The organism is Bradyrhizobium sp. JYMT SZCCT0428 (genome assembly GCF_018131075.1).
In the GTDB taxonomy this organism is placed as follows: Bacteria; Pseudomonadota; Alphaproteobacteria; order Rhizobiales; family Xanthobacteraceae; genus Bradyrhizobium.
Genome location: NZ_JAFCLS010000013.1, coordinates 81,911 through 105,269, shown reverse-complemented (window position 1 = coordinate 105,269; position 23,359 = coordinate 81,911). Strand labels below are relative to the sequence as shown.

General features: G+C 63.5%; 29 protein-coding genes and 1 pseudogene. 13 read left to right on the top strand and 17 right to left on the bottom strand.

Annotation, left to right across the window (positions count from 1 at the left end; translation table 11 throughout):
* The first annotated feature begins 33 nt into the window (after nt 1–33).
* The gene (locus tag JQ575_RS15535) at nt 34–831 is read left to right on the top strand and encodes an MBL fold metallo-hydrolase (protein WP_212034108.1); all 798 of its coding nucleotides are present in this window, start codon (nt 34–36) and stop codon (nt 829–831) included.
* A 162-nt stretch (nt 832–993) separates the two neighbouring features.
* On the opposite strand, the gene JQ575_RS15530 is transcribed toward JQ575_RS15535, so the two are convergent.
* From JQ575_RS15530 to JQ575_RS15515, 4 genes are all read right to left on the bottom strand, one after another.
* Nucleotides 994–1,146 (bottom strand): bacteriocin, encoded by a 153-nt coding sequence (locus JQ575_RS15530; RefSeq protein ID WP_212034107.1) that lies wholly within the window; start codon nt 1,144–1,146, stop codon nt 994–996.
* A 153-nt stretch (nt 1,147–1,299) separates the two neighbouring features.
* Nucleotides 1,300–1,947 (bottom strand): glutathione S-transferase family protein, encoded by a 648-nt coding sequence (locus JQ575_RS15525; protein ID WP_212034106.1) that lies wholly within the window; start codon nt 1,945–1,947, stop codon nt 1,300–1,302.
* Complete coding sequence (locus JQ575_RS15520) at nt 1,944–2,396, bottom strand: SRPBCC domain-containing protein (RefSeq protein WP_212034105.1); 453 nt, start codon at nt 2,394–2,396, stop codon at nt 1,944–1,946. Before JQ575_RS15520 ends, JQ575_RS15525 begins: the two co-directional genes overlap by 4 nt.
* Nucleotides 2,393–2,755 (bottom strand): metalloregulator ArsR/SmtB family transcription factor, encoded by a 363-nt coding sequence (locus JQ575_RS15515; protein ID WP_312015941.1) that lies wholly within the window; start codon nt 2,753–2,755, stop codon nt 2,393–2,395. Before JQ575_RS15515 ends, JQ575_RS15520 begins: the two co-directional genes overlap by 4 nt.
* A gap of 73 nt (nt 2,756–2,828) precedes the next feature.
* Between JQ575_RS15515 and JQ575_RS15510 the strand changes: the two genes are divergently transcribed.
* A complete protein-coding gene (locus JQ575_RS15510) occupies nt 2,829–3,305 on the top strand; it encodes a GNAT family N-acetyltransferase (RefSeq protein WP_312015940.1) in 477 nt (158 codons plus the stop codon).
* A 22-nt stretch (nt 3,306–3,327) separates the two neighbouring features.
* On the opposite strand, the gene JQ575_RS15505 is transcribed toward JQ575_RS15510, so the two are convergent.
* Nucleotides 3,328–3,924, bottom strand: coding sequence for a TetR/AcrR family transcriptional regulator (locus JQ575_RS15505; protein WP_249166667.1), 597 nt, complete (start codon nt 3,922–3,924; stop codon nt 3,328–3,330).
* Between the two features lie 146 nt (nt 3,925–4,070).
* Here JQ575_RS15505 and JQ575_RS15500 point away from each other — a divergent pair, with 146 nt between their 5' ends.
* The gene (locus JQ575_RS15500; protein ID WP_212034103.1) at nt 4,071–4,463 is read left to right on the top strand and encodes a RidA family protein; all 393 of its coding nucleotides are present in this window, start codon (nt 4,071–4,073) and stop codon (nt 4,461–4,463) included.
* A 33-nt stretch (nt 4,464–4,496) separates the two neighbouring features.
* On the opposite strand, the gene JQ575_RS15495 is transcribed toward JQ575_RS15500, so the two are convergent.
* The 3 genes and pseudogenes from JQ575_RS15495 to JQ575_RS46085 form a co-directional block, all read right to left on the bottom strand.
* Complete coding sequence (locus JQ575_RS15495; protein ID WP_212034102.1) at nt 4,497–4,994, bottom strand: peptide deformylase; 498 nt, start codon at nt 4,992–4,994, stop codon at nt 4,497–4,499.
* Between the two features lie 9 nt (nt 4,995–5,003).
* Nucleotides 5,004–5,381, bottom strand: coding sequence for a helix-turn-helix transcriptional regulator (locus JQ575_RS46090; RefSeq protein WP_312015939.1), 378 nt, complete (start codon nt 5,379–5,381; stop codon nt 5,004–5,006).
* Between the two features lie 92 nt (nt 5,382–5,473).
* Nucleotides 5,474–5,944: pseudogene (locus JQ575_RS46085) on the bottom strand (cupin domain-containing protein); the annotation flags it as partial.
* Between the two features lie 233 nt (nt 5,945–6,177).
* On the opposite strand from JQ575_RS46085, the gene JQ575_RS15485 reads away from it, so the two are divergent.
* Nucleotides 6,178–6,882: an SDR family NAD(P)-dependent oxidoreductase gene (locus tag JQ575_RS15485; RefSeq protein WP_312015938.1), complete on the top strand. Its 705-nt coding sequence runs from the start codon at nt 6,178–6,180 to the stop codon at nt 6,880–6,882.
* A gap of 98 nt (nt 6,883–6,980) precedes the next feature.
* On the opposite strand, the gene JQ575_RS15480 is transcribed toward JQ575_RS15485, so the two are convergent.
* On the bottom strand, nt 6,981–7,676 hold the full coding sequence (locus tag JQ575_RS15480; RefSeq protein WP_212034101.1) for a class I SAM-dependent methyltransferase: 696 nt from the start codon (nt 7,674–7,676) through the stop codon (nt 6,981–6,983).
* On the bottom strand, nt 7,666–8,130 hold the full coding sequence (locus JQ575_RS15475; RefSeq protein WP_212034100.1) for an Rrf2 family transcriptional regulator: 465 nt from the start codon (nt 8,128–8,130) through the stop codon (nt 7,666–7,668). The genes JQ575_RS15480 and JQ575_RS15475 overlap by 11 nt, the downstream gene beginning before the upstream one ends.
* 265 nt (nt 8,131–8,395) lie before the next feature.
* Here JQ575_RS15475 and JQ575_RS15470 point away from each other — a divergent pair, with 265 nt between their 5' ends.
* From JQ575_RS15470 to JQ575_RS15450, 5 genes are all read left to right on the top strand, one after another.
* Complete coding sequence (locus tag JQ575_RS15470) at nt 8,396–8,680, top strand: hypothetical protein (protein WP_212034099.1); 285 nt, start codon at nt 8,396–8,398, stop codon at nt 8,678–8,680.
* A complete protein-coding gene (locus tag JQ575_RS15465) occupies nt 8,659–10,296 on the top strand; it encodes a DUF1963 domain-containing protein (protein ID WP_212034098.1) in 1,638 nt (545 codons plus the stop codon). Before JQ575_RS15470 ends, JQ575_RS15465 begins: the two co-directional genes overlap by 22 nt.
* Nucleotides 10,283–10,957 (top strand): hypothetical protein, encoded by a 675-nt coding sequence (locus JQ575_RS15460; protein WP_212034097.1) that lies wholly within the window; start codon nt 10,283–10,285, stop codon nt 10,955–10,957. Before JQ575_RS15465 ends, JQ575_RS15460 begins: the two co-directional genes overlap by 14 nt.
* Nucleotides 10,958–11,134: 177 nt before the next feature.
* Complete coding sequence (locus JQ575_RS15455; RefSeq protein ID WP_212034096.1) at nt 11,135–11,686, top strand: carboxymuconolactone decarboxylase family protein; 552 nt, start codon at nt 11,135–11,137, stop codon at nt 11,684–11,686.
* An 8-nt stretch (nt 11,687–11,694) separates the two neighbouring features.
* A complete protein-coding gene (locus JQ575_RS15450) occupies nt 11,695–13,107 on the top strand; it encodes an amidase (protein WP_212034095.1) in 1,413 nt (470 codons plus the stop codon).
* On the opposite strand, the gene JQ575_RS15445 is transcribed toward JQ575_RS15450, so the two are convergent.
* The 4 genes from JQ575_RS15445 to JQ575_RS15430 all read right to left on the bottom strand — a co-directional run bounded on the left by JQ575_RS15445 (nt 13,086) and on the right by JQ575_RS15430 (nt 15,970).
* Nucleotides 13,086–14,066 (bottom strand): thioredoxin family protein, encoded by a 981-nt coding sequence (locus tag JQ575_RS15445; RefSeq protein ID WP_249166666.1) that lies wholly within the window; start codon nt 14,064–14,066, stop codon nt 13,086–13,088. The two genes, JQ575_RS15450 and JQ575_RS15445, sit on opposite strands and share 22 nt — an antisense overlap.
* A gap of 2 nt (nt 14,067–14,068) precedes the next feature.
* Nucleotides 14,069–14,770: a cytochrome c biogenesis CcdA family protein gene (locus tag JQ575_RS15440; protein ID WP_212034093.1), complete on the bottom strand. Its 702-nt coding sequence runs from the start codon at nt 14,768–14,770 to the stop codon at nt 14,069–14,071.
* Nucleotides 14,771–14,800: 30 nt separating this feature from the next.
* Nucleotides 14,801–15,217: a cupin domain-containing protein gene (locus JQ575_RS15435; RefSeq protein WP_212034092.1), complete on the bottom strand. Its 417-nt coding sequence runs from the start codon at nt 15,215–15,217 to the stop codon at nt 14,801–14,803.
* 93 nt (nt 15,218–15,310) lie between these two features.
* Nucleotides 15,311–15,970 (bottom strand): VOC family protein, encoded by a 660-nt coding sequence (locus JQ575_RS15430; protein WP_212034091.1) that lies wholly within the window; start codon nt 15,968–15,970, stop codon nt 15,311–15,313.
* A 395-nt stretch (nt 15,971–16,365) separates the two neighbouring features.
* Between JQ575_RS15430 and JQ575_RS15425 the strand changes: the two genes are divergently transcribed.
* Nucleotides 16,366–16,962 (top strand): YdeI family protein, encoded by a 597-nt coding sequence (locus JQ575_RS15425; RefSeq protein WP_212034090.1) that lies wholly within the window; start codon nt 16,366–16,368, stop codon nt 16,960–16,962.
* A gap of 24 nt (nt 16,963–16,986) precedes the next feature.
* On the opposite strand, the gene JQ575_RS15420 is transcribed toward JQ575_RS15425, so the two are convergent.
* From JQ575_RS15420 to JQ575_RS15410, 3 genes are read right to left on the bottom strand one after another with little or no spacing between them, the layout of a single operon-like run.
* Nucleotides 16,987–18,486, bottom strand: a complete 1,500-nt coding sequence (locus JQ575_RS15420) for a tripartite tricarboxylate transporter permease (protein ID WP_212034089.1) — start codon at nt 18,484–18,486, stop codon at nt 16,987–16,989.
* Nucleotide 18,487: 1 nt separating this feature from the next.
* Complete coding sequence (locus JQ575_RS15415) at nt 18,488–18,946, bottom strand: tripartite tricarboxylate transporter TctB family protein (protein WP_192739635.1); 459 nt, start codon at nt 18,944–18,946, stop codon at nt 18,488–18,490.
* Between the two features lie 31 nt (nt 18,947–18,977).
* Complete coding sequence (locus JQ575_RS15410; RefSeq protein WP_211994527.1) at nt 18,978–19,961, bottom strand: tripartite tricarboxylate transporter substrate binding protein; 984 nt, start codon at nt 19,959–19,961, stop codon at nt 18,978–18,980.
* Nucleotides 19,962–20,165: 204 nt separating this feature from the next.
* Here JQ575_RS15410 and JQ575_RS15405 point away from each other — a divergent pair, with 204 nt between their 5' ends.
* The 3 genes from JQ575_RS15405 (at nt 20,166) to JQ575_RS15395 (ending at nt 23,329) form a co-directional block, all read left to right on the top strand.
* Nucleotides 20,166–21,056, top strand: coding sequence for a LysR substrate-binding domain-containing protein (locus tag JQ575_RS15405; RefSeq protein ID WP_212034088.1), 891 nt, complete (start codon nt 20,166–20,168; stop codon nt 21,054–21,056).
* Between the two features lie 95 nt (nt 21,057–21,151).
* Nucleotides 21,152–22,102 carry a 5-dehydro-4-deoxyglucarate dehydratase gene (kdgD, locus tag JQ575_RS15400; protein WP_212034087.1) on the top strand — a complete coding sequence of 317 codons (951 nt, stop codon included), beginning with the start codon at nt 21,152–21,154 and terminating at the stop codon, nt 22,100–22,102.
* Nucleotides 22,103–22,174: 72 nt separating this feature from the next.
* Nucleotides 22,175–23,329 carry a substrate-binding protein gene (locus tag JQ575_RS15395; protein ID WP_212034086.1) on the top strand — a complete coding sequence of 385 codons (1,155 nt, stop codon included), beginning with the start codon at nt 22,175–22,177 and terminating at the stop codon, nt 23,327–23,329.
* The last annotated feature ends 30 nt before the right edge of the window (nt 23,330–23,359 follow it).

The following is a 23,359-nucleotide window of genomic DNA, read 5'->3' as shown; positions in this document are numbered from 1 at the left end:
TGAACACCCAGAGCGAAACGAAGAGGTGGCCTGATGATCGTGCAATCCTGCAGTCGCAACGTCCTCAGCGGCACGTCGGGAGGGTGGCGCGTCTGGTCGCTATCGGACGGCTACCTCGAGATGCCTGCGTCCCTGTTGCGAGACGCGCTGGATAACCCCGTGCCGCAAGCCGGGCGGGCGGGGACGCTTCGCTTGTCGGTCAATTGCTTCGCCCTCGCAGGTCCTGATGTCGACGGCGTTCTGATCGACTGCGGAGGAGGCGGCTGGAACCCGACCGTGGGGCGTCTCGAGCAGACCATGGCGGATGCCGGGATCGAGCCGGCTTCGATCACGGTTCTGGCGCTGACGCACACCCACCAGGATCATTTGCACGGGCTGTTGACCGCGGATGGCCGCGTGCTGTTTCCGAACCTGAAGACGATCGTCATTTCCGAGGCGGCTGTGGAGAGCTTTTTCGCGGAGGTGCAGCTTGCGCGATTCCGGCCGCTGCTGAAATCCATAGGGGATGGCGACCGGGTTGCCGATCGATTGAGAGCGGTCGCATTGCCCGGTCACGCTCCCGGTCATACCGGCTACGCGTTCGATACGGACGAAGACCGTTTTCTGTTCTTCGGGGACATCATTCACGTCCCGGCGCTGCAGTTTGGCAATCCCGAGTTCAGTTGGGGCTATGACGACGACCAGCCGGCTGCACGCGCAACCCGCAAAAAGGTTCTCCATGAGGCTGCTGAGACCGGGACGTGGATCGCCGGAGCGCATCTTGGCTGGCCGGGCATCGGCCGCGTCGTTCGTAAGGGCGGAGCATACGGCTATGAGCCGGCGGCAGGATGATCGCAGCGTCGTTCTCTCGCCGTCATTGCGAGCGAAGCGAAGCAATCCACATTTCCTCAGCCGCGCGATGGATTGCTTCGCTGCGCTCGCAATGACGATTGAGTGCGACAGAGACCCCCGCGAACGCCGTTTGCGCCGCGGGGGTCAGTCTGGAAGATGATTTTAGTTCGGGCGGTCGGTCGCACGGCGAAGGTCGCCGTCGCCTTTCAAGCGGCGAACGATCCAGCGCCCAATGTCGCCGAAGATGTTGCCGCCGCTGATCGTCTCGAGCTCCGCATCGGTCAGCTCGCGGATTTCCGAGGTCTTCTGTTCCATGTTCTGCATTGTCGTCCACTCCTTGTCAGGTCGGGCGGACCATTCCGCCGTCGATGCGCAGATCAATGCCGCAGGACGCGTCGCGTCGCTGTGACGGACGTCACACGACGTCGCTTGGGGGCCGACGAGGTTCGAAAACGCCGTGAAGAAATCTCAAGCTGCATCTGCCGCAGCAAGATGCGCCAACTGGTCCGCGTGTGCCTTCACGAAAGACGGTCGGGCCGTGGCGCGCGCGACATAGTCGTGACAGGCGGGATATTTTGCCAGGCCGTCGAACCGGGCGACGAGGCGCAGCACATCCGCCATCAGGATGTCGGCGACGGAAAACGTCCCGGCGAGCCATTCGCGTCCTGCCAGCACGGCCTCCATGTGTTTGAGCCGGTGCTGGTGGAGGAACCCGTCAAAGAGTTTCCAGGCCGGCGTGTCGCCGGTGTTGCCGGAAAACATGAGCAAGGACCAGGGCAGGCTGGCCATCTCGACGGAGTTGAGCGCCGCGAACAGCCATTCCTTCGTATCGCTGCGAGCGCGCGGATCACTGGGCATCAGCGCGTCGCTGCGCTCGCCGAGATGCAGCAGCATCGCGCCGCTCTCGAAGATGGAGATCTCGCCATCGGTCAACCATGGCACCTGGCCGAACGGCTGGTGAGCGAAATGCTCGGCGCTCCGTTTCCGAAACGGCACGCTCTCGACGCGGTAGGGCAGGCCGGCCTCTTCCAGCGCCCAACGCACCCGGATGTCGCGCACATAGCCGCGCGGCGGTTCGGGAACCCAATCGAAGGTGGTGAGGATCAGGTCGTTCATTCGGCAACTCCAAAAAAAACATCAAGGAAAGGTGGCAGCTTGTCGAGCAGGCCACTCCAGCCCTGCTCGTGACTCCTGCGCGTCTCTTCGTCGGGAAGATGCTCGTGCAGCAATGTCAGCCTGGTGCCGTCGTTAATCGGCTCGATCAGAAACGTGACCAGCGACTGGCGTTCCCTCGTTCCCGGCAAGTCCCAGGTGAACACCAGCTTCTTCTCGGGAACCACTTCCTGATAAACCCCGGTGGGATTGTGCTCCTCGCCGTTCAGCAGCCGGAAGACGACGCTGAAGCGGCCTCCCGGTCGCACGTCCGCCTCGGCGCGCAGCGTCGGTCCGGCATCGGGACCCCACCACTGCATCATCAGTTTGGGCTGCGTGATCGCCGCCCAAACCCTGGCGGGCGAGGCCTTTATTCTGCGCACGATGGTCACGCTCGGCAGGCTCTTGGTCATAGCTCGCCATCCTCTTCCACGAGCGCAACAAGGCGATCGAGGCTGACCGTCCAGAGCCGCTCATACCGCTTGAGCCACTCCATGGCCTCCCGCATCGGCCGTACCGAAAGATGGACCGACACCGTGCGACCGGTTTTGCTGCGCTTGATCAATCCGGCATCGGACAGCACATCGAGATGCTTCATCATTCCGGGCAGTTTCAGCGAAAACGGCCGGGCGAGCTCGCTCACCGAAAGCCCGGGTTTTTCCTTCAGCCGCAGCAGCACGGCCCGCCGGGTAGGATCGGCGAGCGCGGAAAACGTGCGGTCCATCCGGGAGGCTTGATACTTCACCATGTAGCGAAGTATTGCTTTTGTCACCGGCGGAGTCAACTTCGCCGTCGGATCGATGAGGTTTCCAATCGATATGACTGAGGATAATGTAGACGCGATGATGCCAAGACCCGCCGACCTCTCCGAAACCAGCGTGCTGACGCGCCTGTGGTATGACGGCTGGCAGGATGCCCATGCGGCGATCCTGCCACCGGCGCTGGCGCGTGCGCGCACGTTTGAGGATTTTGCGGAACGGATGTCCGCCGCGCTTGCCGATGTGCGGGTGATCGGCCCGCAAGGCGCGCCATTGGGCTTTGCGATGCTGAAGGGCGATGAGCTCAATCAGTTCTACGTCACATCGGCAGCGCGCGGCACGGGTGTCGCGGCCACGCTGATCGCGGACGCGGAGGTGCAGATGTCGCAGCGCGGCGTCGAGACGGCCTGGCTCGCCTGCGCGATCGGCAATTCGCGCGCCGCAAAATTTTACGAGAAGAGCGGATGGTATCTTGCCCGGACCATGGTCAACCGCCTCGACACCGTTGACGGCCCGTTCGATCTCGAAATCTGGCGTTATGAGAAGCAGCTCGCGCGGCGCTGAAGTTGCCGTGACGATCGCCACGTCACTCGTCGATCTGCAGCAACCCGACCGCAAGATGCCGGAACGCCGCGACCGCCTTGGCAAGGACGGCGCGGGGATCGTCGGCCGCAGCAATCCACAGCGCAGCGCTGAGCGCGGCGCCATTGAGCAGCCGGGCGGCCGCTTCCGCATCCACCGGCCTGACGGTTTTCGCATCGATCAGCGCCTGGATGGTTTGCGTCGTGGTGCGCAGGCACTCGTTCTGGTTCGGCCATCGCGATGGATCGCCGAGCACGGCCGGCCCGTCCAGCAGCATGATGCGCTGGATCTCCGGCTCCAGCGCCATCTCGATAAAGGCGATGTTGGCGTCGAGAAATCCGAGCCAGGCGGTCTTGTCCCGATCCTGCACGGCGCGCATCCGCGCCACCATTTCGGCGTCGATCTGGTCGATCACCGCCTGCAGCAGGCCCTTCTTGTCGCCGAAATTGTGGTAGAGCGCGCCGCGCGTCAGGCCGGCCTTGGCGGTGAGTTCGTCCATCGACGCCGCCGCATAGCCCTCCGCCGCAAACGCCTTGCGGGCCGCCCTGATGAGCTTGGCCCGGGTCTTCTCCACCATCTGCGCCCGCCGCTTTGCGACCAAAGCCAAATTCCCGAAAAACATACGCCGCGTATGCCATTGTCATACGGCGCGTATGAACAGATATAGCGGCATACGGGGCGTATATCAATGCTCCTGCCGGCCGCGACCGTTGCGGCCGGGCCTTGCCTGTTCGAATGGAGTGAACAATGTCAAAACGCGACGCGATCTTCCCTGCCGGCCGGCAGGCGCTATACGAAATCAACCGCTATTCGGCGGCGATCCGCTCCGGCGACCTGCTGTTCGTCTCCGGCCAGGTCGGCAGCCGTGATGACGGCTCGCCGGAGCCTGACTTCGCAAAGCAGGTCCAGCTTGCCTTCGACAATCTCGCCGCCGTGCTGAAGGCCGCCGGTTGCACCTTCGACGACGTCGTCGACGTCACCACCTTCCACACCGACCCTGCCAGGCAGTGGGAGACGATCGGCCCTATCAGGCTGAAGGCGATCGGCGAGGCGCCTTACCCGAACTGGACCGCGGTGGGCGTGAACTGGCTGGCCGGCTTCGATTTCGAGATCAAGGTGATCGCGCGCATTCCGCAGTGATCGACTGGCAGGAGCGGCGCTCCCGCCTTCACCTCATCCCCGCAACAGCTTCTCAAACCGCTTGATCAGCCGCTCGCGCTTCAGCCGGGACAGCCGCCTGATCCAGAAAATCCCGTTGAGCTGATCGATCTCATGCTGGTGGCAGACCGCGCGCAGGCCTTGCGATTCCTCGGTTCGGGCATGGCCGTCGATGTCGTGATAGCTGATCCGCAACCGGGCATGGCGCTCGATGTCGTCGTTGACGCCGGGCATCGAGACGCTGCCTTCCCGGTGCATGATCATCTCGGGCGAGGCCCAGATGATCTCCGGATTGACATAGGTCCGCGCACCATCGACCGGGTCGAGGTCGAGCACGACGACGCGAAGCGAAACGCCGATATGCGGCGCGGTGATGCCGATGCCGGGGGCAGCGTGCATGGTCTCGATCAGGTCTGTCGCCAGCTCGCGCAGCGCGCCGTCGAACGCGGTCACTGGCTGCGCGGTGAGCGCAAGGCGCGGGTCGGGATAGCGGACGATGGGACGGATGGTCATGAGCTGTCGTCAGTCCTCGATGGATGCCTCGGGCTGTCGCAGGTGATCGCGATCCCGGCGCAAGCGCGCGAACGTGCCTGGTGAACATCCCACGCGTCGGCGAAACGCCGTGCTGAAGGCGCTTGCGGATTCATAACCCATCTCCTCGGCAAGGCGGTCGAGCGACTTTCCGCCGCGGCTTAGCGCATCCTGGGCAAGCGTCATTCGCCAACGCGACAGATACTCCATCGGCGCGCAGCCGAGGGTTTCCGAAAACCGGGCTGCGAACGCCGATCGTGACATGCCGGCAAGTTTCGCGAGGTCGGCCACGGTCCAACCGGCCCGGACGTCGGAATGCAGCGCGCGCAATACGCCAGCCAGCGCCGGGTCACGCAATCCGGCCAGCAACCTGCCGGAAGCGAGTCCTCGCCGACGCCGGTCCAGCGCAGGCACTCCACCAACATGACTTCCAGAAGGCGTTCCAGGATCATCTCCCGACCGGGCCGGTCGTCGGCGCATTCGTCGATGATGAGGCCAATGATGCTGGCGAGACGCCCCGCGTGGCTTTCGGCAGAGCGGATGTGGATCATCCCGGGCAGCAAAGCGAGCAGAAGCGGCGCATTGACCGGGTCGAGCTGAAAGGACCCGCCAAGCATCAGAAAATCGGGTTTGCCTTTCGGATCGCCATGCCGGACTTCCCGGTCCGAGGGCCGGCCGGCGATGCATTTGGCGCCCGGCTGGCTAAGCAGCTCAAAGGCCGGCGAAGACGGCATCAGCACCACGTCGCCACGATCGAGAACAATTGGCGTCGCCTTGTTGATGGCGAGCCAACATCGGCCAGCGAGCACGATGGCGAAGCCCGGCGCTTCGTACGCTGGATAGCGAACGCCCCACCTCCCGCGGCCCGTTATCGGTTTCGAGACCACGGCGCTTGGGCGCAACAAGGCGATGACGTCGCTGAGGGGATCCATTGGACGATCAATAATGATTCATGGATCACCAATTATAGACCGTCCTGCGGCGATGTCTATTTTGCCGGAAGGAAAACGGAGAACCAAAATGACCAACACCATCCTCATCACCGGGACATCGTCGGGCTATGGCAAGGCGATGGCCGAGTTCTTTCTCGATCGTGGCTGGAACGTCATCGCGACCATGCGTCGGCCTGATCGGAGCGTGTTTGCGACGTCCTCGGATCGATTGAGTGCTTCCGCTCGACGTCACCAGCGCCGACAGTATCCGCAAGGCCATCGCCGACGGCGTTGCTGCTTTTGGCGCGATTGACGTGCTGGTGAACAATGCGGGGATCGGCCTGGCATCGGCCGTCGAAGCCACACCGGACGCCACGGTGCGCGAGATCTTCGAGACCAACACCTTCGGCGTGTTCGCGGCGTGTCGCGCCATCATTCCACAAATGCGCAAGCAGGGTCACGGCGTCATCATCAACATCACGTCAAGCGCCGGCATCGGGCCGATGCCGCTGGTGGCGATCTACACCGCCAGCAAATGCGCGGTCGAGGGATTCACCGAGTCGCTGTCCTATGAGCTGAACCAGTTCACTATCAAGGCGAGGCTGGTCGAGCCGGGTCTGGCGCCCACCACCAATTTCGCAGCCAATGGCGGAGCGCGCATGCAGGGTCTGATACCCGCGGATTATGAGACCTTCGCCCATTCCTTCTTCGCGAAAATGAGTAATTACCCGACGCCTTACTGCACCGAGGCGGAAGTCGCCGCGGCTGTCTTTTCGGCGGCGACGGAAGAGGGCGGAAATATCCGCTATCCGGCCGGCCCCGACAGCTGGCTCCTCGCAGAGCTGCGCTGGACGACCTCGGAAGAACATTATCTTGCGAAAATGCGCGACATGTTCAGCCCGGAACCGTTGCCCCGAACGCCGCATAAAGGCGCGTAGTGGATTCCGACATATCACGCGACCGCCGCGCAGCGCGCCGTCCAACGTCGTTACGGCTGCAGTGTGTGCCGGTGACGGCTCCGGCCGTTCCGCCCGTGTCAGGCGTACGCGATCCAGCCGCGCCAGGTGAAGGCGGCGTAGAACAGTTCGACGTCCTTGAAGCCGGCTTCGCGCAGGATCTGCGCATCCTGTTCCGGGCTGAACAGGTTGAGATTCTTATCGACCGCCGCGCGGGCGCCGTTGGCCTTGTCGGGATCGGCGCCGGAAGCAATGCCAAAAGCAGCGTACCGCGATAGCCATTGTGCGCGCGCCCCTTGCGGAAAACTGGAGTGGGCGGCCACAAAGGGCGCGCCGGGTTTGAGACGGCGGTGGATTTCGCTGGCCGTCCGCCGCCGTTCATCGGCGCCGAGAAAATGCAGCGTGAGCAGACAGGTCGCGGCATCGAACGGACCTTCGGGCGCATCGTCGATGTAGCCTTGCTGGAACTGCACGCGCGCGCTGAGCGGCCCCAGTGTCCGTTCCGCCAGTCTCAGCATCGCCGCGGCCGGATCGACGCCGACAAACGTCCAGCCCGGCGCGGTCTCCGCCATCGACTTCAACTCCAGGCCGCCGCCGGCGCCCAGCACCAGGACGCGCGCGTCCTGCGGCGCATGTTCGGCCAGCAGGATGCCGGTCATACGGTGAAGGTCGGCAAGGCCCGGCACGAAGCGCCGCGGTCCTTCCGCATAATGCTTCCCTGCGTCGGGGTTGGAGAAATGGTCCAGCATTTCCCGGGCGGCCGCATCATTTTGCATGCGCGGTCTCCAGCCGATGGCCTTTGCCGCGACCTGCGAGGCGCTTGTGGAAATCAGCGCTCAACCTTGCGAGCGTCACGTCAGCCAGGCGCGACAGCAGCAGCGCCTCCGCATCGTTGAACGCGCGGGTGAGGGCGGCGTTCACGGCCTGCTCGACCAGGCAGCCGGGTGCTTCCGTTCGGTTGCCGACCGCCAGCAACGCGGGCTGGCCGAGCGCCTCATAAATGTCGCGCAAGGAGACATCAGCCAGGTCACGCGCCAGCGTCCATCCGCCGCCATGGCCTTTTTCCGATCGCACATAGCCTTGATCACGCAACCCCGCCATGACGCGCCGGATCACCACGGGGTTAGTGTCCATGGCTTTTGCCAGCGCCTCTGACGTGACGGGCTCATCCTGTTCGGCCATGTGCAGCAGGACGTGCAGCACGCCGGATAATCGGCTGCCTCTTCTCATGTAACTATTGATATTACATGATGGGGTGTGAGGTCAAGCCGATCCGTGGGTCTTCATTCCCCGATGCGTAATTGCGCATCGGGGAATGACAACGGAGAGGGATTTGCCAGGGCTGCGGCAAAACAACCCGACGGGCAAGTCACATCGGATTTAAAGAAATAATGTCAAGCCCGAATGCGGACCTGTGCCCCTGCTTGTTGTTGCCCTTAACCGGAACGAGATATTTCCGTCCTATACAACCGGCAAGCTAAAGTTGGAGTAGACCATGGCCAGGTTGAAGCCCCTGAACGTTGCCGCCATCACGATCGCGGCCGTGATGGCGCTGGTGATCTTCCGCGGCATCGCAACGGGCGCGTGGATACCGTGGGGCGCCGTCATTCTCATCGCCATTGCCCTCGGGATCGTTGCGGCGGTGCTGGTCGCGCTGCTGCCCGGTGACGGGCGCGACGAACAAGATAAGCCCGCGAGCACGCCCGCCATTCCTGCCCGCGCGGCTTCAGTCCCCAACCGGATACTGAAGGGGGGAGCATGTCCTGGTGGCAATTGCTGATCGTTTGCGCCGCGGCGTTTATTATCTGGGACTTTCGCCGTTTCCGGCGAGCCAAAGAAGCGGAGCAGGCGAGGTCGATCGCGTCTGGCACCCGTAGCGACGATCCGGCCAAGCCGATGCGCAATGTCCCCGTCAGTCCACCTGCCGGCGTCAGCGAAACCGTCTCCGTCATCCTGCGGCGGCAGGTCCCGCCGCGGTTCGAAGCACCGCGATCATGGCTCGGCGGCCTGCCGATGATGCCGGATCACGTCGAATGGCCGCGGTCGATTTCCGCCGAGCATCCGGAAAAGGGCGAGCGGCCGCTGCATTTCCTCGCGCAGATTGCCTGTGCCGACCTGCCCGCCGAACTCTGGGGCGGGCTCGGACCGCGTGAGGGCTGGCTGCTGCTGTTCGTCGATCCCAATCAAGGCGCGCCCGAAGAACCCGACGCCTTTCGCATCCTCCATGTCGATACGCTGGGACCCGAGCGGAAGCCGCCGTTCGAACTCGGCCCCGTCTATGACGGCGTCTACACCGATCCGGGCTACGGCTATTGCCGCTCGCTCGCTGAGGTGCCGACGCTCTGGCGGCGCTGGCCGGTCGACCTGGTTGTCGTTGCCAACACACTGACCAAAGAAGGCAACCGAACGGTGGTCGCGCCGGACGATTTCGCGCAGATTCTCTATGCGGGACAGCCCGTCGCCCCTGACCGGGAAAGGCCGTCCGACCCCGTGCCCTTCACCTGGCGCGGCGCGCTTTACGTGCTCGACAGCATTGAACGCGCGTGCTCCACACCGATGGATGAGTTGCGGCTTCCAAGCGAGCTTGTCGAGCGGCTGAACCAGCCGGGCTATATCGGCTCCATCCTCGCCGCGGTCGATGCGGATGACGCCAAGTGGACCGCCTCGTCGCGACCCTTGCTCGAAGGTCCCGAGCCGGAAGACGAGGCGCTGCGCCTGCGCCGCGTCCAAACGATTGCGGTGGCCGAGGTGCGGAGGACGCGGCGCGAAGCGCTGGCTGCTTTCCTGGCGCGCCACTCGACGCCGGACTCGATCATCGCCTATTTGCGCCAGTCCAACCGCGACCTTCGGCATTGGCGCGCAGCAGTCGTGGACCGGCTTGCCGGCGAAAGATCCGCCGTTCTTGGCCATGATCTCGACAGCCCGATGCCGATTGAGGCCTGGCAAACGCTCAAGACACGTCTGCGGCTGGACACCTTCCGTTTCTGGAATTACCTCTGGGTGGACAGGGATGGCGAACGGCTTCATGTCAGCTTCTGGGAGAAAGAACTCTCTGCCGATCTCGGTCTGCGCACCGGCGTCCGCGAACTGGTGGCCGACTATTATGTGGATGCCGCGCGTCGGTCCTTGATCCCGCGGGCCGTGCTTGCGGAATTCGAGCCGCATTGGCGAAGCCTCCATCACAACCGGCCGCATCGCATGGGCGGTTATCACGATGGTGTCCAGTCGGATGCCCGAATCGGCCCCACGAACGAACTCTTGCTGTTCCAGATCGCGAGCGATGACGCCATGCAATGGAGCTGGGGCGATTCCGGCGCCTATTATTTTTTCCTGAAACCGGACGAGTTGAAAGCGCTGAACTTCTCAAGCGCGCAGATACTCCTTGAATGCCATTGATGGCGGCCGGACAATTGAAATTGCTGCGGATCGGCTCATGATGACGATGACGAACCACTCTGACAGGACATATGCCAGCCTGGCCACGCAGATCGCTCGCATATTGTGGGGGCTGTGCGGCGAAGAGATAGACGGGAAGCTGGTGTATCTTCACGCCTGCGAAAACAACCTCAATGCCCCCTGTGACATGCTTGCCCGCCTTGGGCTGATGCAGGATTGTGGAGTGTCGCATTGTTTGGCTTCCGATTGGTCGCCGTTTGACGAAGCTGTTTTGATCCGTCATGCCGGAGAGCCCACGGCAGACGACCTTGTATCGGGCCTGACGTTCTACACCGAGTGGTTCCCGGACGACGCCGCGATTCGTAATCGCGGTCGGTTGGTTCTGGTGGATGCCAACCTGGGTGATCGAACCCGCTGGACGCCGGCTTGCGCGCGCTATCGGACATGGGCGGTTCAAGGGGCTTGCGACTTGCTTGCGAAACTCGATGTTGGATCTTGGCAGGCCAACGGGTTTTTCTCGCCGTCCGGCCGATATTCAGACAGCACGGATCTTGATCTCTATTGGCATTCTCGAAACGAAATGATCCGGCGGCTCGGCAGCGAAAAGCTGTTGTACCCTCACGTTCCTGACTCGCAGCCCGAGGGCTTCGGATCAGGGTGATTATCTCTCGCACATCAGCTCTGCGACGGCGTCTCAAACCGCTTGATCGGCGCGCAGGCCACTCGCCACGGACAGGTCAGGCATACCCGGCGCGTAGCGCCAAACCCGCCGGGTTGTGGCAACATCACCTCGAAACAGGGCGCCCCGCCGATCCCCAACTTCCCCAAGGATACATTCATGTCACGTGTGTCGATCAAGACAAAGAACGATCTGCCTGCCGAGTTGCAGCCGCTGTGGGACAAGATGACGACCTATGGCGCGTTCGAGAACCAGGCGGGCGTGATGGCGCACCGGCCGCCGATCTTTGAGCATACCTGGTCGCTGCTGGTCGATCTCGCCGAGAGCGGCACCTTGTCGAAGCGCCATCTGGAGATCGCGCTGGTCGCGGTGTCCCTGTTGAACCAGTGCGACTATTGCGTTTCGCACCACGCGCCGAAACTGGCGATCCAGGGCGTATCGGAGGAGGGCGCCGAACGGCTGCTCGACTACACGGACCATCCGGAACTCGACGCCGTCGACAAGCTCGTGGTCGAATATTCCGTTGCGGTGAACAATAACTGGAGCAAGACTCGCGACGAAATCTTCACCCGGCTTCGCGAACATTTTTCTGAAGCCCAGATTGTCGAACTGACCTGGCGCATCTCGCTGTGTGGCGCATTCAATCGCTTCACCGATATCCTGCAATGCGATATCGAGCCGAGCGTCCCCGCGCGTGAAGCGGCCGAGTAGGCCGCGCGATGCCCGACGATTTGAACTGGCTTTCCGCCCGCGAGATGACCCGGCGCTTCGCCAAGGGCGAGCTGTCGCCGGTCGATGTATTGGAAGCGACGCTGGGGCGACTGCACGCGGTCAATCCGGCTCTCAATGCCACGTGCCTGCTGGATGAGCCGCAGGGGAGGCGATTAGCTGCGGAGTCGGCGGAACGCTGGCGTCGCGGTGAACCAATCGGACCGCTCGACGGCGTGCCGGTCGCGATCAAGGACACGGGACATGTCAAGGGTTGGCCGATGCGCATCGGCTCGCATTCGACGGCAACGGCGCCCAGCGCGGAAGATACGCCCGGTGTCGCGCGTCTGCGTGAGGCCGGCGTGGTGTTCTTCTGCAAGACGACGACGCCCGAATTCGGCTGGAAGGGGATTACGCACGGCCCGCTGACCGGCGTCACGCGTAACCCCTGGGATACTTCTCGCACGCCCGGCGGCTCCAGCGGGGGCTCGGCCGCGTTGGTTGCGGCGGGCGTCGTGCCGTTGGCCACCGGCGGCGATGGCGGCGGTTCTATCCGCATCCCCGCGGCGTTCAGCGGCGTGTTTGGCTTGAAGGTGAGCTACGGCGTGGTGCCGAATTTGCTGGGGCCGATGGGTACGCTCGCGGTCTATGGCGGCCTGTCGCGCGACGTCGCCGATAGCGCGCTGCTGCTGAACGTGCTGACGCGGCCTGACGCGCGGGATTCCTTCGCCATTCCCTATCGCGGCATCGACTATCTCGACGGCCTCGACCAGGGGGTGGCGGGAATGAAGATCGCATGGTCGCCCGATCTCGGCTTCCCGGTCACCGAGCCTGCAATCGTCGCCGGCATGCAGCCGGCCATTGATGCGCTGGTGAAGGCCGGCGCCGATGTGAATAGTGTCGATCTGGATCTGTCCGCGGCGCAGCCTGCGCTGGAAGTGATCTGGGGCGCATCGCATGCTGCGGTGGTGCGGGGCTTCGAGGGCGAGCAACTGGCGGCGCTCGATCCGGGTCTGCTGCGGCTGGTCATCGCCGCCCAGGATATTTCGGCGAGCGAATTGCAGGCGGCCTATGCCGACATGCGCACGCTCAGCCAGCAGATGCATCACTTCCATCAGCACTATGATCTGTTGCTGACGCCGACCATTCCCATCACAGCCTTCGCCGCCGGCGTCGACACGCCGGATCCGGCGCGCTTTCCCCAGTGGTTCGATTGGACGCCATTGACGTGGCCGTTCAACCTCACCCGCCAGCCCGCGGCCTCGGTGCCGTGCGGATTTGTCGACGGTTTGCCGATCGGCCTGCAGATCGTGGGGCCGATGTTCAGCGAGGAGAAAATCCTCCGCGCCAGCCGCTGCGTCGAACAGGCCTGCGCCAGCGGCGCGCGACCGAATCTAGCCGATCAACCGAACGTAAAGCTGTAAGCGCTCAGGCCGGCCTTGGGCACTATCAGGCGCAACACATGCTCGCCACTGCTGCCGCTGTAGATGGGATAAAGCCGGCTTCCATCGACGGTGACCGGCGGTTGCGGCATGCCGTCCACGGTGACGGAGACCGCTTGCGGCAACGCGCTGCCCGCGACCAGATTGACCTTGGGCGCGTTGAAGCGGAGCACGATCTCGCTACCGTCTGCCGAGGCGGTGGCGCTGTCGCCAACCAGCTTCCAACCGCCACCGAGCGCGAAGCGACCTTGCGGCACGCTGTCCGGCAGCGCGTAGGATCGCTCGCCAGCTGCGGAATCCTGCGAGGCCACGATGGCGCCGTCGTTCTTCTCCGACCCGAGATAGAGTTCGGGCGTTTCGATTCCGGCGAGATCGGGATCACTGGCCTGCGCGGACGGCGTGGCTTCGCCGACGAGGCGGGCGATCGTGTTCTCCTTCTGCTGGTAGCCGCCTTCGCCGAACTGCGTCGCGACGATGGTGCCGGACTTGTCGATCAGGTATCCGGCCGGCCAATACTGATTATCGAAGGCGCGCCAGGTCCGGTACTGATTGTCCTGAGCAACCGGGTATTTGATGCCGAAGCGCTTGATGGCGGTCTCGACATTCGCCGTCTCCCGCTCGAAGGCGAATTCGGGCGTGTGCACGCCGACCACCACGAAACCCTTGTCCTTGTAGGTGTCGTACCACTTGGTCACATAGGGCAGGGTGCGCACGCAGTTGATGCAGGAATAGGTCCAGAACTGCACCAGCACGACCTTGCCGCGCAGGCTTTCCAGCGTCAGCGGCGGCGAATTCAACCAGGCCGAAATCCCGGCAAATTCCGGCGCGGTGCGGCGCTCGCTCGATGTGGTTTGCTCACCGCGGGTCAGCGACGGGCTGAACTGCACGACGACGAGGAAACCGACAATCAGAAGCACAATGACGGTGAGAAGCTTGCGCATGGTCATAGTCCTGTTTGGTGGTTCGGGTAGAAGTCCGAGAGCCACACCGTGATGATGGTGTCGCATTGCGTGTAGAAAGCGAACGCGACGAGCAGTACCGCCGCGCCGAAGCTGCGCTGCAGGGCAGGCGTGTAGGCCACGAGCCTGCGCATCTGGGTGGTGGCGTATTGTCCGCCATAAGCGATCAGCAATATCGGGAGGGCCGCGCCGATTGCGTAGGTGACGAGCAGCACGCCGGCGCGTGCGAGGTCTTCGGACGTTGCGATCAGCGTCAGGATGGAGCCGAGCACCGGCCCGGCGCAGGGCGTCCACAACACGCCGAGCGAGAGGCCGAGAACGAGGCCGCCGAAATTGCCCGGTCCGGCAGCCGGCACGGCGTCATCCGCGTGGAAGAGCAGGCCGCTCAACCGCGCCACCAGCCATTCGTAGGGTTGCGGCCAGAGCATCAGGACACCGAAGCTGCCGAGCAGCACGATGGAAATCTTGCGCAAGCTGTCATGCGACAGCCCGAGCACCGTTGGGAACGCGCTGAACAGCAGCGCGAAGCCGGAGAAGGCAATGACGAAACCGCTCACGATGAACAATGGCCGCAACCGGCCTTGCTGGCCGATCGATGTGCCGAGCAGGATCGGAAGCAGCGGCAGGATGCACGGCGCCGCCGCCGTCAGCAGTCCTGCCGCCAGGGCGAGGGCTATGTCGATCATCGCAGTATTCCTCGTGAGAAGCGGTCGCCGTCACTTCTTCAATGTCAGAAGCGGCTTGCCCTTTTCGACGATGTAGGTGGCGAGCTCGCTGCCGCTGACGCTGCCGACATTTTTGGCCGCGTGAACGGTACCGGCCGGAATGAACAGAACATCGCCCGCCTTGAGTGTGACCGGTGGCTTGCCCTCGATCTCGTATTCGAGCGTGCCCTCCAGCACATTGACGATCTCTTCGCCGGGATGGCTATGCCTGCCGAACGCCGCACCCGGCGCGAAATCGACGCGCACCTGGACGACCTCGCGTCCGGGGATGCTGAGATCATGCCGCTGCAGGTCGGTTCGCGTGATGCCGGACGGCTGTGCCTGCGCCGCAGGCAGCGCCAAAACGCTTGCCGCGATCAACGCCGCGCTCGCTACAACTCGCATGGTCTTCAACAGATAGTTGCTCATATCGATTCTCCTTCGTGTTTGGGAATTTCACAGCACCGCCCGTACCGGGCCGAAGCCCGGTCGGTACGCAGGGCAGACTTGAGGGTGTTTGACTTAGAGCGGCAGCGGCTCGCCGGCCTGTTCCTTGGCGATGTACTCGGCGTACCAGTCCGGCCAGTTCACATCGTGCTGGCCGCCGTTCCGCTTCTCGTGCTCGCCATGGGCTGCCGCGGCGCGGCGAAGGGCGCTGGCGATTTCGGCCGACGACGAGAAATTCGTGTTGCCGTCGACACGTCCGGGGGCGCGGGCGGTGACTTCCTGGAACAGCCAGCCATTGCCATCAGGATCGCTAAAGGAAGCATACGACTGGTAGGTGCGACGCTCCGGGTCCGGGCCGCTGGCGCGATCACGTCCGAGCAGGAAGGGTTCGTGTTTGCCGGTGAACACGCCGTCGGCGGCGTGGAACACTTCGCTCACGTCGACGCCGCGACCCTGCAAATCCTTGCGTGCGGCTTCGATGTCGGAGACGACCAGATAGAGTCCCTTTGCGGAGCCGTGGGCCGCCGCGGTGACGTTCTTGCCAAAGATCACAGAAGCGTCGGAGCCGGGCGGGGTGAACTGGATCACGCGATAGCCCTTGCCGTCGGCGAAGTCGGCATCGAGCCGCCAGCCGAGGCTGCCGTAGAACGCCTTGGCGCGGTCGACGTCGGAAACCGGGATAACGACGACCTCGAGCTTCATGGCGGGGGTCGCGGTCTTGCTTGCATTTGTCATGGTCCTTCTCCCTTTGTGAGTTAGATCGGATGCGATCTATTTGCGTACGCGCTATAAAGGCCCGATAGCATCGAAAGTCAACGTGTCCGATTTAATCGTATGCGATATGATCTTCACTTGTTCGTGTCCGGCAAGCGGGCGCTGGCCGCTTGTGAAGGACGGCCCTGCGCCGATTCCCCAGACAATTCAAAGGGAAGCTTCGCGACATGCCGGAAAATACCGGGAGATGTGTAGCGAGCGACCGCACGGCCAGTGGTGTTTTTGGGGGCATTTTGGACGACATCGGCGAGGGAAAGTAAGGCCGGCTGCGCGCTGTACCGTTCCCGAGGCCCGGTGGATGTGCGCGATGATAGAAGCGTTCAACTACGAATGATTCTCCGATCAAAGGTCCGCTGGTGGCACCGGTTAAAATCAATCCCGACAAGATCCGCGAGTTCAAGGACGCCGAGAGCTTCTACAAATGGCTCGGCAAGCACCACGACAAGGAAGCCGAGATCTGGATCAAGATCCACAAGGTGGATTCAGGATTCAAATCGATCACGCCGAAGCAAGCCATCGAGGTCGTGCTGTGCTGGGGCTGGATCGATGGCCAGCGCAAGGGTTTCGACGACAAGAGCTACATGCAGCGCTATACGCCGCGCACGAAGAAAAGCATCTGGAGCCGGATCAACGTCGACAACGTCGCGCGGCTGATCGACGAAGGCCGGATGACCGATCACGGCTTGAAGGAAGTCGACGCGGCCAAGTCCGACGGGCGCTGGGCGCGCGCCTATAACAGCAAGGACATGAAGATCCCCGATGATCTGCAGGCCGCGATCGATGCCGAGCCCAAGGCAAAGGCCATGCTGGCGAAACTCAGCGCGCAGAACCGCTTCGCGCTGGCGTTTCGGACTCACAACATGAAAACCGAGGCCGGACGGAAGAAGAAGGTCGAAACGTTCGTCGCGATGCTCAAGCGCGGCGAGACGATCTATCCGCAAGGCAAGAAATGAGACGAGAAATGAGTGGTGCTGCGGTCATTCCGCCAGCGCCTCCTGCCTGCTGCGCCGGATTTTCGGGAATACCATCAGCAAGAACAATATCGCGACCAGGGCGAGCAGCGTAGCGCTGATCGGACGGCGCACGAAGACCGAGAAATCGCCGTCCGCCAGCAGCATCGCGCGCCGGAAATTTTCCTCAAGCTGCGGGCCGAGCACAAGTCCCAGCAGCAGCGGCGCGGGCTCGACGCCGACCTTGATGAAGAAGTAGCCGATGACAGCGCAGCCGAGCATCAGCCAGACGTTGAACAGATTGTTGGCGATGCCGAAGGTGCCGATGCAGCAGAACAGCACGATTGCCGGGAACAGCAGGCGATAGGGAATCTTCAGCATCGAGACCCACACGCCGATCAGGGGCAGGTTGATCACGAGCAGCATTAAATTGCCGACCCACATGCTGGCGATGACGCCCCAGACCAGTTGCGGTTGCTCGCGCATAATCTGCGGGCCGGGCTGGATGCCCTGCATCATCAGCGCGCCGATCATCAGCGCCATCAGGGCATTGGCGGGGATGCCGAGCGTCAATAGCGGGATGAAGCTGGTCTGCGCGCCGGCATTGTTGGCGGCCTCGGGCCCCGCGACGCCCTCGATCGCGCCCTTGCCGAAGCGGGACGGATCGCGGGCGAGCTTTTTCTCCAGCGCATACGAAGAAAACGGCGGCAGCGCCGCCCCGCCGCCGGGCAACACGCCGAGCACGGAACCCAGCAGTGTGCCGCGGACCATCGCCGGGAAGGCGGCGCGAAGATCGGCCCGGCTCGGGATCAGGCTGCGGATCGACTGGCTGACGACGCGCATCGTCGCGGGGCGCTCGAGGTTGGCGATGATCTCGCCAAGACCGAACAACCCCATCGCGACCGGCACGAAGTCGAGTCCGTCGGAGATCTCGGGGATGCCGAAGGTCATCCGCGGCGCGCCTGAATTGACGTCGATGCCGACGAGGCCGAGCAGGATGCCGAGCAGCACCATCGCGAGCGACTTGGCGACGGAGCCGTGCGCGAGCACGACGGCCGCGATCAAGCCGAGGACGAGCAGGCTGAAATATTCGACCGCGGTGAACTTCAGCGCCAGCGCCGCCAGCGGCAAGCTGAGCACGGCGATGACAACAGTCGCTACGGTGCCGGCGAAGAACGATGAGATCGCGGCGATGGCGAGCGCGGTCCCGGCCTTGCCCTGTTTGGCCATCTCGTGGCCGTCGAGGCAGGTAACGACTGAAGACGTTTCGCCGGGCACGTTGACGAGGATCGCCGTGGTCGAGCCGCCATATTGCGCGCCGTAAAAGATACCGGCCAGCATGATCATGGCTGACGGTGGCGACAGGCCGAAGGTGAAGGGCAGCAGCAGCGCGACCGCCGGGATCGGCCCGATGCCGGGCAGCACGCCGATCGCGGTGCCGATGACGACGCCGATCAGGCAGAACAGCAAATTGTTCAGCTGCAGGGCGGTAGAGAGCCCCATCAGCAGGTTGTCGAAAAGCTCCATATCAGAACCATGCTCCAGGCCAGATCGGCACCGGCAAGGCCAACGCCTTGACGAAGAGCAGCACCGCGGCCGCCGAAAGCCCCAGCGCGAACAGCAGGGTTTCGATCGGCCGCGCTTCCCGTGTCGCCAGGCTTGCGATCAGGATGGCAGCAAAGGACGACAGCGCAAGGCCGAAGCGCGTTGCTGTCAGTGCGAATACGGCTACCGATGCCGTGATCGCGAGCAGGGGCTGCAGCCGGACCGGCGCGATCCCGACAAAGGGGCGGCGGATGCCGCGGACGCTGAACCAGAGCCCGAAGCCCAGCAGCATGATGGCGATGGCGCGCGGCATGTAGCCCGGCCCCATGTCGGCGGCATTGCCGCCCGACAAGGTGCGCGTCGCCGCCAGCGCGATTGCAGCGACAGCGATCAGGAACAGGCCGAAGAGCAGGTCCTGCCAATCCGTTCGGCGGGCGTTCATCGCAAGCCTCGCATCACACCTGTCGATCGGCTCATTCGCCCTTGATGCCGGCTTCTCGAATGATGTCGCCCCAGCGCTTCGTTGAATCCTTCAGCCAGGTCGCCATCGCATCCGTGCTGCCGGCGCGGACTTCGCCGCCCTGTTCGGCAATCTTGGCCTTGATCTCGGGTGTCTCCAGTATCTTGCCGATCTCGGCGTTGAGGCGTGCAATCACTGCCGGCGGCGTACCGCTGGCCACGACAATGCCTTGCCAGGTGCCGAACTCGCCGCCGGGCAGCTTGGCTTCCTTGAACGTCGGCACGTCAGGCGCGGAGGGGACGCGGTTCTCGCCGGTGACAGCGAGGCCGATCAACTGCTTGTTGTTCACAAAGGGAAGGGTGGCTGAGGCGCCATTGATGAGGGCGCCGCTCTCGCCGGCGACGACGGCGCGGGTGGCCGCAGCGCCGCCCTTGTAGGGCACGTGCTTGAACTGGATGCCGAGTTCCTTCTGCATCACCACGGCGGTGATGTGATTGGCGCCGCCGACGCCGGAATTGGCAACGGCGAGTTTGCCGGGATTGGCCTTGGCATAGGCAATCAGTTCCGCCGCCGTCTTGACCGGGATCGATTCATGCACGGCCAGCACATAGGGGCCGAACATCACCATCGTGACCGGGGCGAGATCCTTTTCGAGACTATAGGTCAGGTTCGAAAACAGGCTGGGCGCCGTCGTGAGCGAACCGAGATCGGTCAGCAGCAAGGTCGTGCCGTCAGGCGTCGCCTTGGCGACGGTGTCGGCGCCGAGATTGCCTGATGCGCCGGGCTTGTTCTCGATCACCACGCTCTGGCCGATCGCCGCCGACAGTTTCGGGCTGATCAGCCGCGCCAGGATGTCGGAGGTTCCGCCGGGCGCGAACGGCACGATGATGCGCACCGGCCGGTCGAAATTTTGGGCGGAAGCTGTGCCCGGCAGTTGGCTGAACAGGATGGCGGCGGCGGCGGCGAGGGCGGCGCGGCGCCCGAAACGTGGAAGCATGGTTTCTCCTCCGGTCGAATTCGCGCAAGCGCCTGCGGCGTCGCGCATCGCGGTCTTTGGCCGCGCTGATGGCACGATAGGCGATGACCGATCCAATAGCTAACCAGAATGAGGATGGTCCGATACCAATTTTGGATCATATTGCGGACATGCGCTAGGCTAGCGAGGCGGGGCCGGTATGCGGCAAAGAATAAAGGGAGTGGGATGTTCGAACTGAGTCAGGTGCGCTGCTTCGTGGCCGTGGCGGAGGAACTGCATTTTGGCCGCGCTGCTGCCCGGCTGAACATGACGCAACCACCGCTGAGCCGGCAGATCCAGATTCTCGAACGGATCCTGGGTGTAAAACTGCTTCAGCGCGGCAATCGCCTGGTCCGCCTGACACCGGCCGGACAAAGCTTCCTGACTGAGGCGCGGCTGATCCTGAAGCTGACCGAAAGCGCGGCGCTGCTGGCGCGGCGCGTGGCGGAAGGCAAGGCCGGCTCGGTCAATATCGGCTTCACCGCCGCATCTTCCTATAGTTATGTCCCGGAGCTGGTCGCGGCCTGCCGCCAGCAATTGCCTGACGTCGAGCTGATCCTCAAGGAAATGGTCAGCGGCGACCAGCTCAAGCGTCTCGGTGCCGGCGAAATCGATATCGGCCTGTTGCGGCCGCCGATCCCGCGCACCGGCCTGCAGTTTTTCCGGGTCAAGGCCGAACGGATGATCGCGGCCGTGCCGGCCGGGCACAAGCTCGCCGGGGCGACGACGATCGATCTTAGGGATCTCGCGGCCGAACCGTTCATCACCTACGCACCGTATGAGGCCCGTTACTTCCATGATCTGCTGGTGGAGCTGTTCTCGCGCGCCGCATTGGCGCCGGTCTATGTCCAGCACCTCGCGCAGATCCATTCGATCCTGGCCATCGTGCAAGCCGGCGTCGGCGTCGCCCTCGTGCCGGAAGCGGCCGAGAAACTGCAGTTCAGGGGCGTCGCGCTGCGGCCGCTGGCGGACGACCAGCATCGGGCGGCCGAACTCTACTTCGTCTGGCGGGACGACAATGACAATCCGCTGTTGCCGGTGATCGCGGCGATCGCCCGCGATCTGGCCGGGGCCTGAGCCATCCAATCAATGGATCATTCGATCCAGCAATTGGTCTGCGGCGGCATCAGTCCCGGTCTACTCCTGAGTTCTTCACAGCAAGGACCGCAGCGATGAGCAGAATGACCCCGAAGGAAATGGCACTGACGATCGGCAACGGGCTGCTGTCGTTTCCCGTCACGCCGTTCGACGCCGCCAACAAATTCGACGCCGCGCGCTATCGCTCCAATCTCGACTGGCTGTGCAGCTATGAGGTGGCCGGGCTGTTCGCAGCCGGCGGCACCGGCGAATTCTTCTCGCTGACGCCGGCGGAAGTCGTCGACGTCGTTACAACCGCGGTGCAAGAGACCGCCGGCCGCGTGCCGGTCCTCGCCGGCGTCGGTTACGGCACAGCGATGGCGACCGAACTTGCGGCCGCCGTCGAGTGTGCCGGCGCCGACGGCATCCTGCTGCTGCCGCCCTATCTGGTTTTCTCCGAGCAAGCCGGGCTGGCTGATCATGTCGAGGCGGTGTGCAAGGCGACCAGCCTTGGCGTCATCGTCTACAACCGCGACAACGCCATCCTTACCGAGGATACGATCGCAAGACTGTGCGAGCGCTGCCCGAACCTCGTCGGGTTCAAGGACGGCGTCGGCGACATCGAACAGATGACGCGGATTTATCTGCGCATGGGCGACCGGCTGACCTATGTCGGCGGATTGCCCACCGCGGAGACCTTCGCACTGCCTTATCTGGAAATGGGCGTCACGACCTATTCTTCCGCCGTGTTCAACTTCGTGCCGGAGTTCTCGACCAAATTCTACGCCGCGGTGCGGCGGCGCGACCGCGAAACCGTCCAGGCGGGCTTGCGCGATTTCATCATGCCGCTGCTTGCGATCCGCAACCGCAAGCGCGGGTATGCGGTCTCGATGATCAAGGCCGGGATGAAAGTGATCGGCCGTGATTCCGGCCCGGTGCGCTCGCCGCTGACCGACCTGACAGCATCAGAGGTCGAGGAACTGTCGGCGTTGGTTGGCCGTTTGAAGGCAAGCGAATTTACCAAACGGTCGCTCGCCGCGGCGTAAGTCCGCACTGCTGCTTGGCCGTCGAATTCCTTGTAGGCTCGCCGCAACCGATTCTCGTTGTGGAGCGCGCGCATGGCATTGTGGTCGATCAAACGCATGGCGCTCGCGCTGCTGGTCTGTGGCGTAGGCCTCAGCAGCACCCGTGCCGCCGAGCCGATCCGTGTCGGCGCGGTGCTGCCGTTTTCCGGCGGCGTTGAGCTTTACGGCCAGCAGGCCAAGCTTGGGCTCGACCTCGCAGCCAAGGAAATCAACGCGGCGGGCGGCATCCTCGGCAGACCGATTGAAGTGATTTACGCCGACGACAAGACGAGGCCGCCCTCCGCCGAGGACGCGATGCGCAAGTTGATCGCCGATGGCGTTGTCGCGGTAGTCGGCCCGATCACCTCAGCGAACCTGAATGCGGTCGTGCCAATAGCCGAGAGCTCGAAAACTCCGCTGCTCTACGCCACCAATTATGAGGGCGGCAAATGCAGCCGCTATGTTTTCTCGTTCTCGACGGTGCCCAACCAGGACATGGGCCAATTACTGCCCTACATGAATCAGACTTTCGGCAATACCTATTTCCTCTTGGGCGCCGACCGGGTTTGGCCGCACCAGATGTTCGATATTGCAAAGCCGCTGATTGAGAAGCTCGGCGGAAAGGTCGTCGGCACGCAATATACTCTGGGCACCGAGACGGATTTCACCCCGCTGATCGCGCAGGTGGCGGCGGCCAAGCCGAAGGTGCTGCTGTTCGCGCTGAAAGGCGACGGTATCGATTTCATCCGACAGGCCGACGAAAAGGGATTGTTCAAGGAGACGACGGTCGCATTCCTTGGATTGTCCGAAATCGATCTCGGCATTTTCCGCGGCAAGGGCCAGGACATGTACACGGCGGTGCCTTCGGTTGCGACCAGCGACGATCCCGCCATGACGGCGTTCGTTGCGAAGGTCCGCGCGCGGGGCGGCGCTGACGTGCTGGTGTCGAACTACGTCATGACGCATTACAATACGCTGATCGCGCTCAAGGCGGCGATCGAGAAGGCCGGCAAGGTCGACAAGGAGGCCATCATCGACGCGCTGGCGGGGCTCGTCTTTCCATCGCCGACCGGGACGGTGACGATCGACCAGAACCATTACGTGACGATGAACATGTTCATCGCCAGGACACAAGGGAGCGAACTCGTCACGGTTCGCGCGCTGGGCCAGATTGCGCCGCAGCCGGGATGCAAACTGGCGGATCGGTGAGTGCGGAGGCGCAGCATCGAAAACGCGAGC

Coding starts and splice junctions, on each gene's coding strand:
- JQ575_RS15470 (WP_212034099.1), top strand. CDS start 8,396: ATGGCCAGGTTGAAGCCCCTGAACGTTGCCGCCATCACGATCGCGGCC.
- JQ575_RS15430 (WP_212034091.1), bottom strand. CDS start 15,970: ATGACAAATGCAAGCAAGACCGCGACCCCCGCCATGAAGCTCGAGGTC.
- JQ575_RS15405 (WP_212034088.1), top strand. CDS start 20,166: ATGTTCGAACTGAGTCAGGTGCGCTGCTTCGTGGCCGTGGCGGAGGAA.
- JQ575_RS15465 (WP_212034098.1), top strand. CDS start 8,659: ATGTCCTGGTGGCAATTGCTGATCGTTTGCGCCGCGGCGTTTATTATC.
- JQ575_RS15445 (WP_249166666.1), bottom strand. CDS start 14,066: ATGCGCAAGCTTCTCACCGTCATTGTGCTTCTGATTGTCGGTTTCCTC.
- JQ575_RS15480 (WP_212034101.1), bottom strand. CDS start 7,676: ATGCAAAATGATGCGGCCGCCCGGGAAATGCTGGACCATTTCTCCAAC.
- kdgD (WP_212034087.1), top strand. CDS start 21,152: ATGAGCAGAATGACCCCGAAGGAAATGGCACTGACGATCGGCAACGGG.
- JQ575_RS15410 (WP_211994527.1), bottom strand. CDS start 19,961: ATGCTTCCACGTTTCGGGCGCCGCGCCGCCCTCGCCGCCGCCGCCGCC.
- JQ575_RS15450 (WP_212034095.1), top strand. CDS start 11,695: ATGCCCGACGATTTGAACTGGCTTTCCGCCCGCGAGATGACCCGGCGC.
- JQ575_RS15395 (WP_212034086.1), top strand. CDS start 22,175: ATGGCATTGTGGTCGATCAAACGCATGGCGCTCGCGCTGCTGGTCTGT.
- JQ575_RS15435 (WP_212034092.1), bottom strand. CDS start 15,217: ATGAGCAACTATCTGTTGAAGACCATGCGAGTTGTAGCGAGCGCGGCG.
- JQ575_RS15530 (WP_212034107.1), bottom strand. CDS start 1,146: ATGGAACAGAAGACCTCGGAAATCCGCGAGCTGACCGATGCGGAGCTC.
- JQ575_RS15535 (WP_212034108.1), top strand. CDS start 34: ATGATCGTGCAATCCTGCAGTCGCAACGTCCTCAGCGGCACGTCGGGA.
- JQ575_RS15475 (WP_212034100.1), bottom strand. CDS start 8,130: ATGAGAAGAGGCAGCCGATTATCCGGCGTGCTGCACGTCCTGCTGCAC.
- JQ575_RS15420 (WP_212034089.1), bottom strand. CDS start 18,486: ATGGAGCTTTTCGACAACCTGCTGATGGGGCTCTCTACCGCCCTGCAG.
- JQ575_RS15495 (WP_212034102.1), bottom strand. CDS start 4,994: ATGACCATCCGTCCCATCGTCCGCTATCCCGACCCGCGCCTTGCGCTC.
- JQ575_RS15440 (WP_212034093.1), bottom strand. CDS start 14,770: ATGATCGACATAGCCCTCGCCCTGGCGGCAGGACTGCTGACGGCGGCG.
- JQ575_RS15415 (WP_192739635.1), bottom strand. CDS start 18,946: ATGAACGCCCGCCGAACGGATTGGCAGGACCTGCTCTTCGGCCTGTTC.
- JQ575_RS15520 (WP_212034105.1), bottom strand. CDS start 2,396: ATGACCAAGAGCCTGCCGAGCGTGACCATCGTGCGCAGAATAAAGGCC.
- JQ575_RS15500 (WP_212034103.1), top strand. CDS start 4,071: ATGTCAAAACGCGACGCGATCTTCCCTGCCGGCCGGCAGGCGCTATAC.
- JQ575_RS15455 (WP_212034096.1), top strand. CDS start 11,135: ATGTCACGTGTGTCGATCAAGACAAAGAACGATCTGCCTGCCGAGTTG.
- JQ575_RS15525 (WP_212034106.1), bottom strand. CDS start 1,947: ATGAACGACCTGATCCTCACCACCTTCGATTGGGTTCCCGAACCGCCG.
- JQ575_RS15510 (WP_312015940.1), top strand. CDS start 2,829: ATGCCAAGACCCGCCGACCTCTCCGAAACCAGCGTGCTGACGCGCCTG.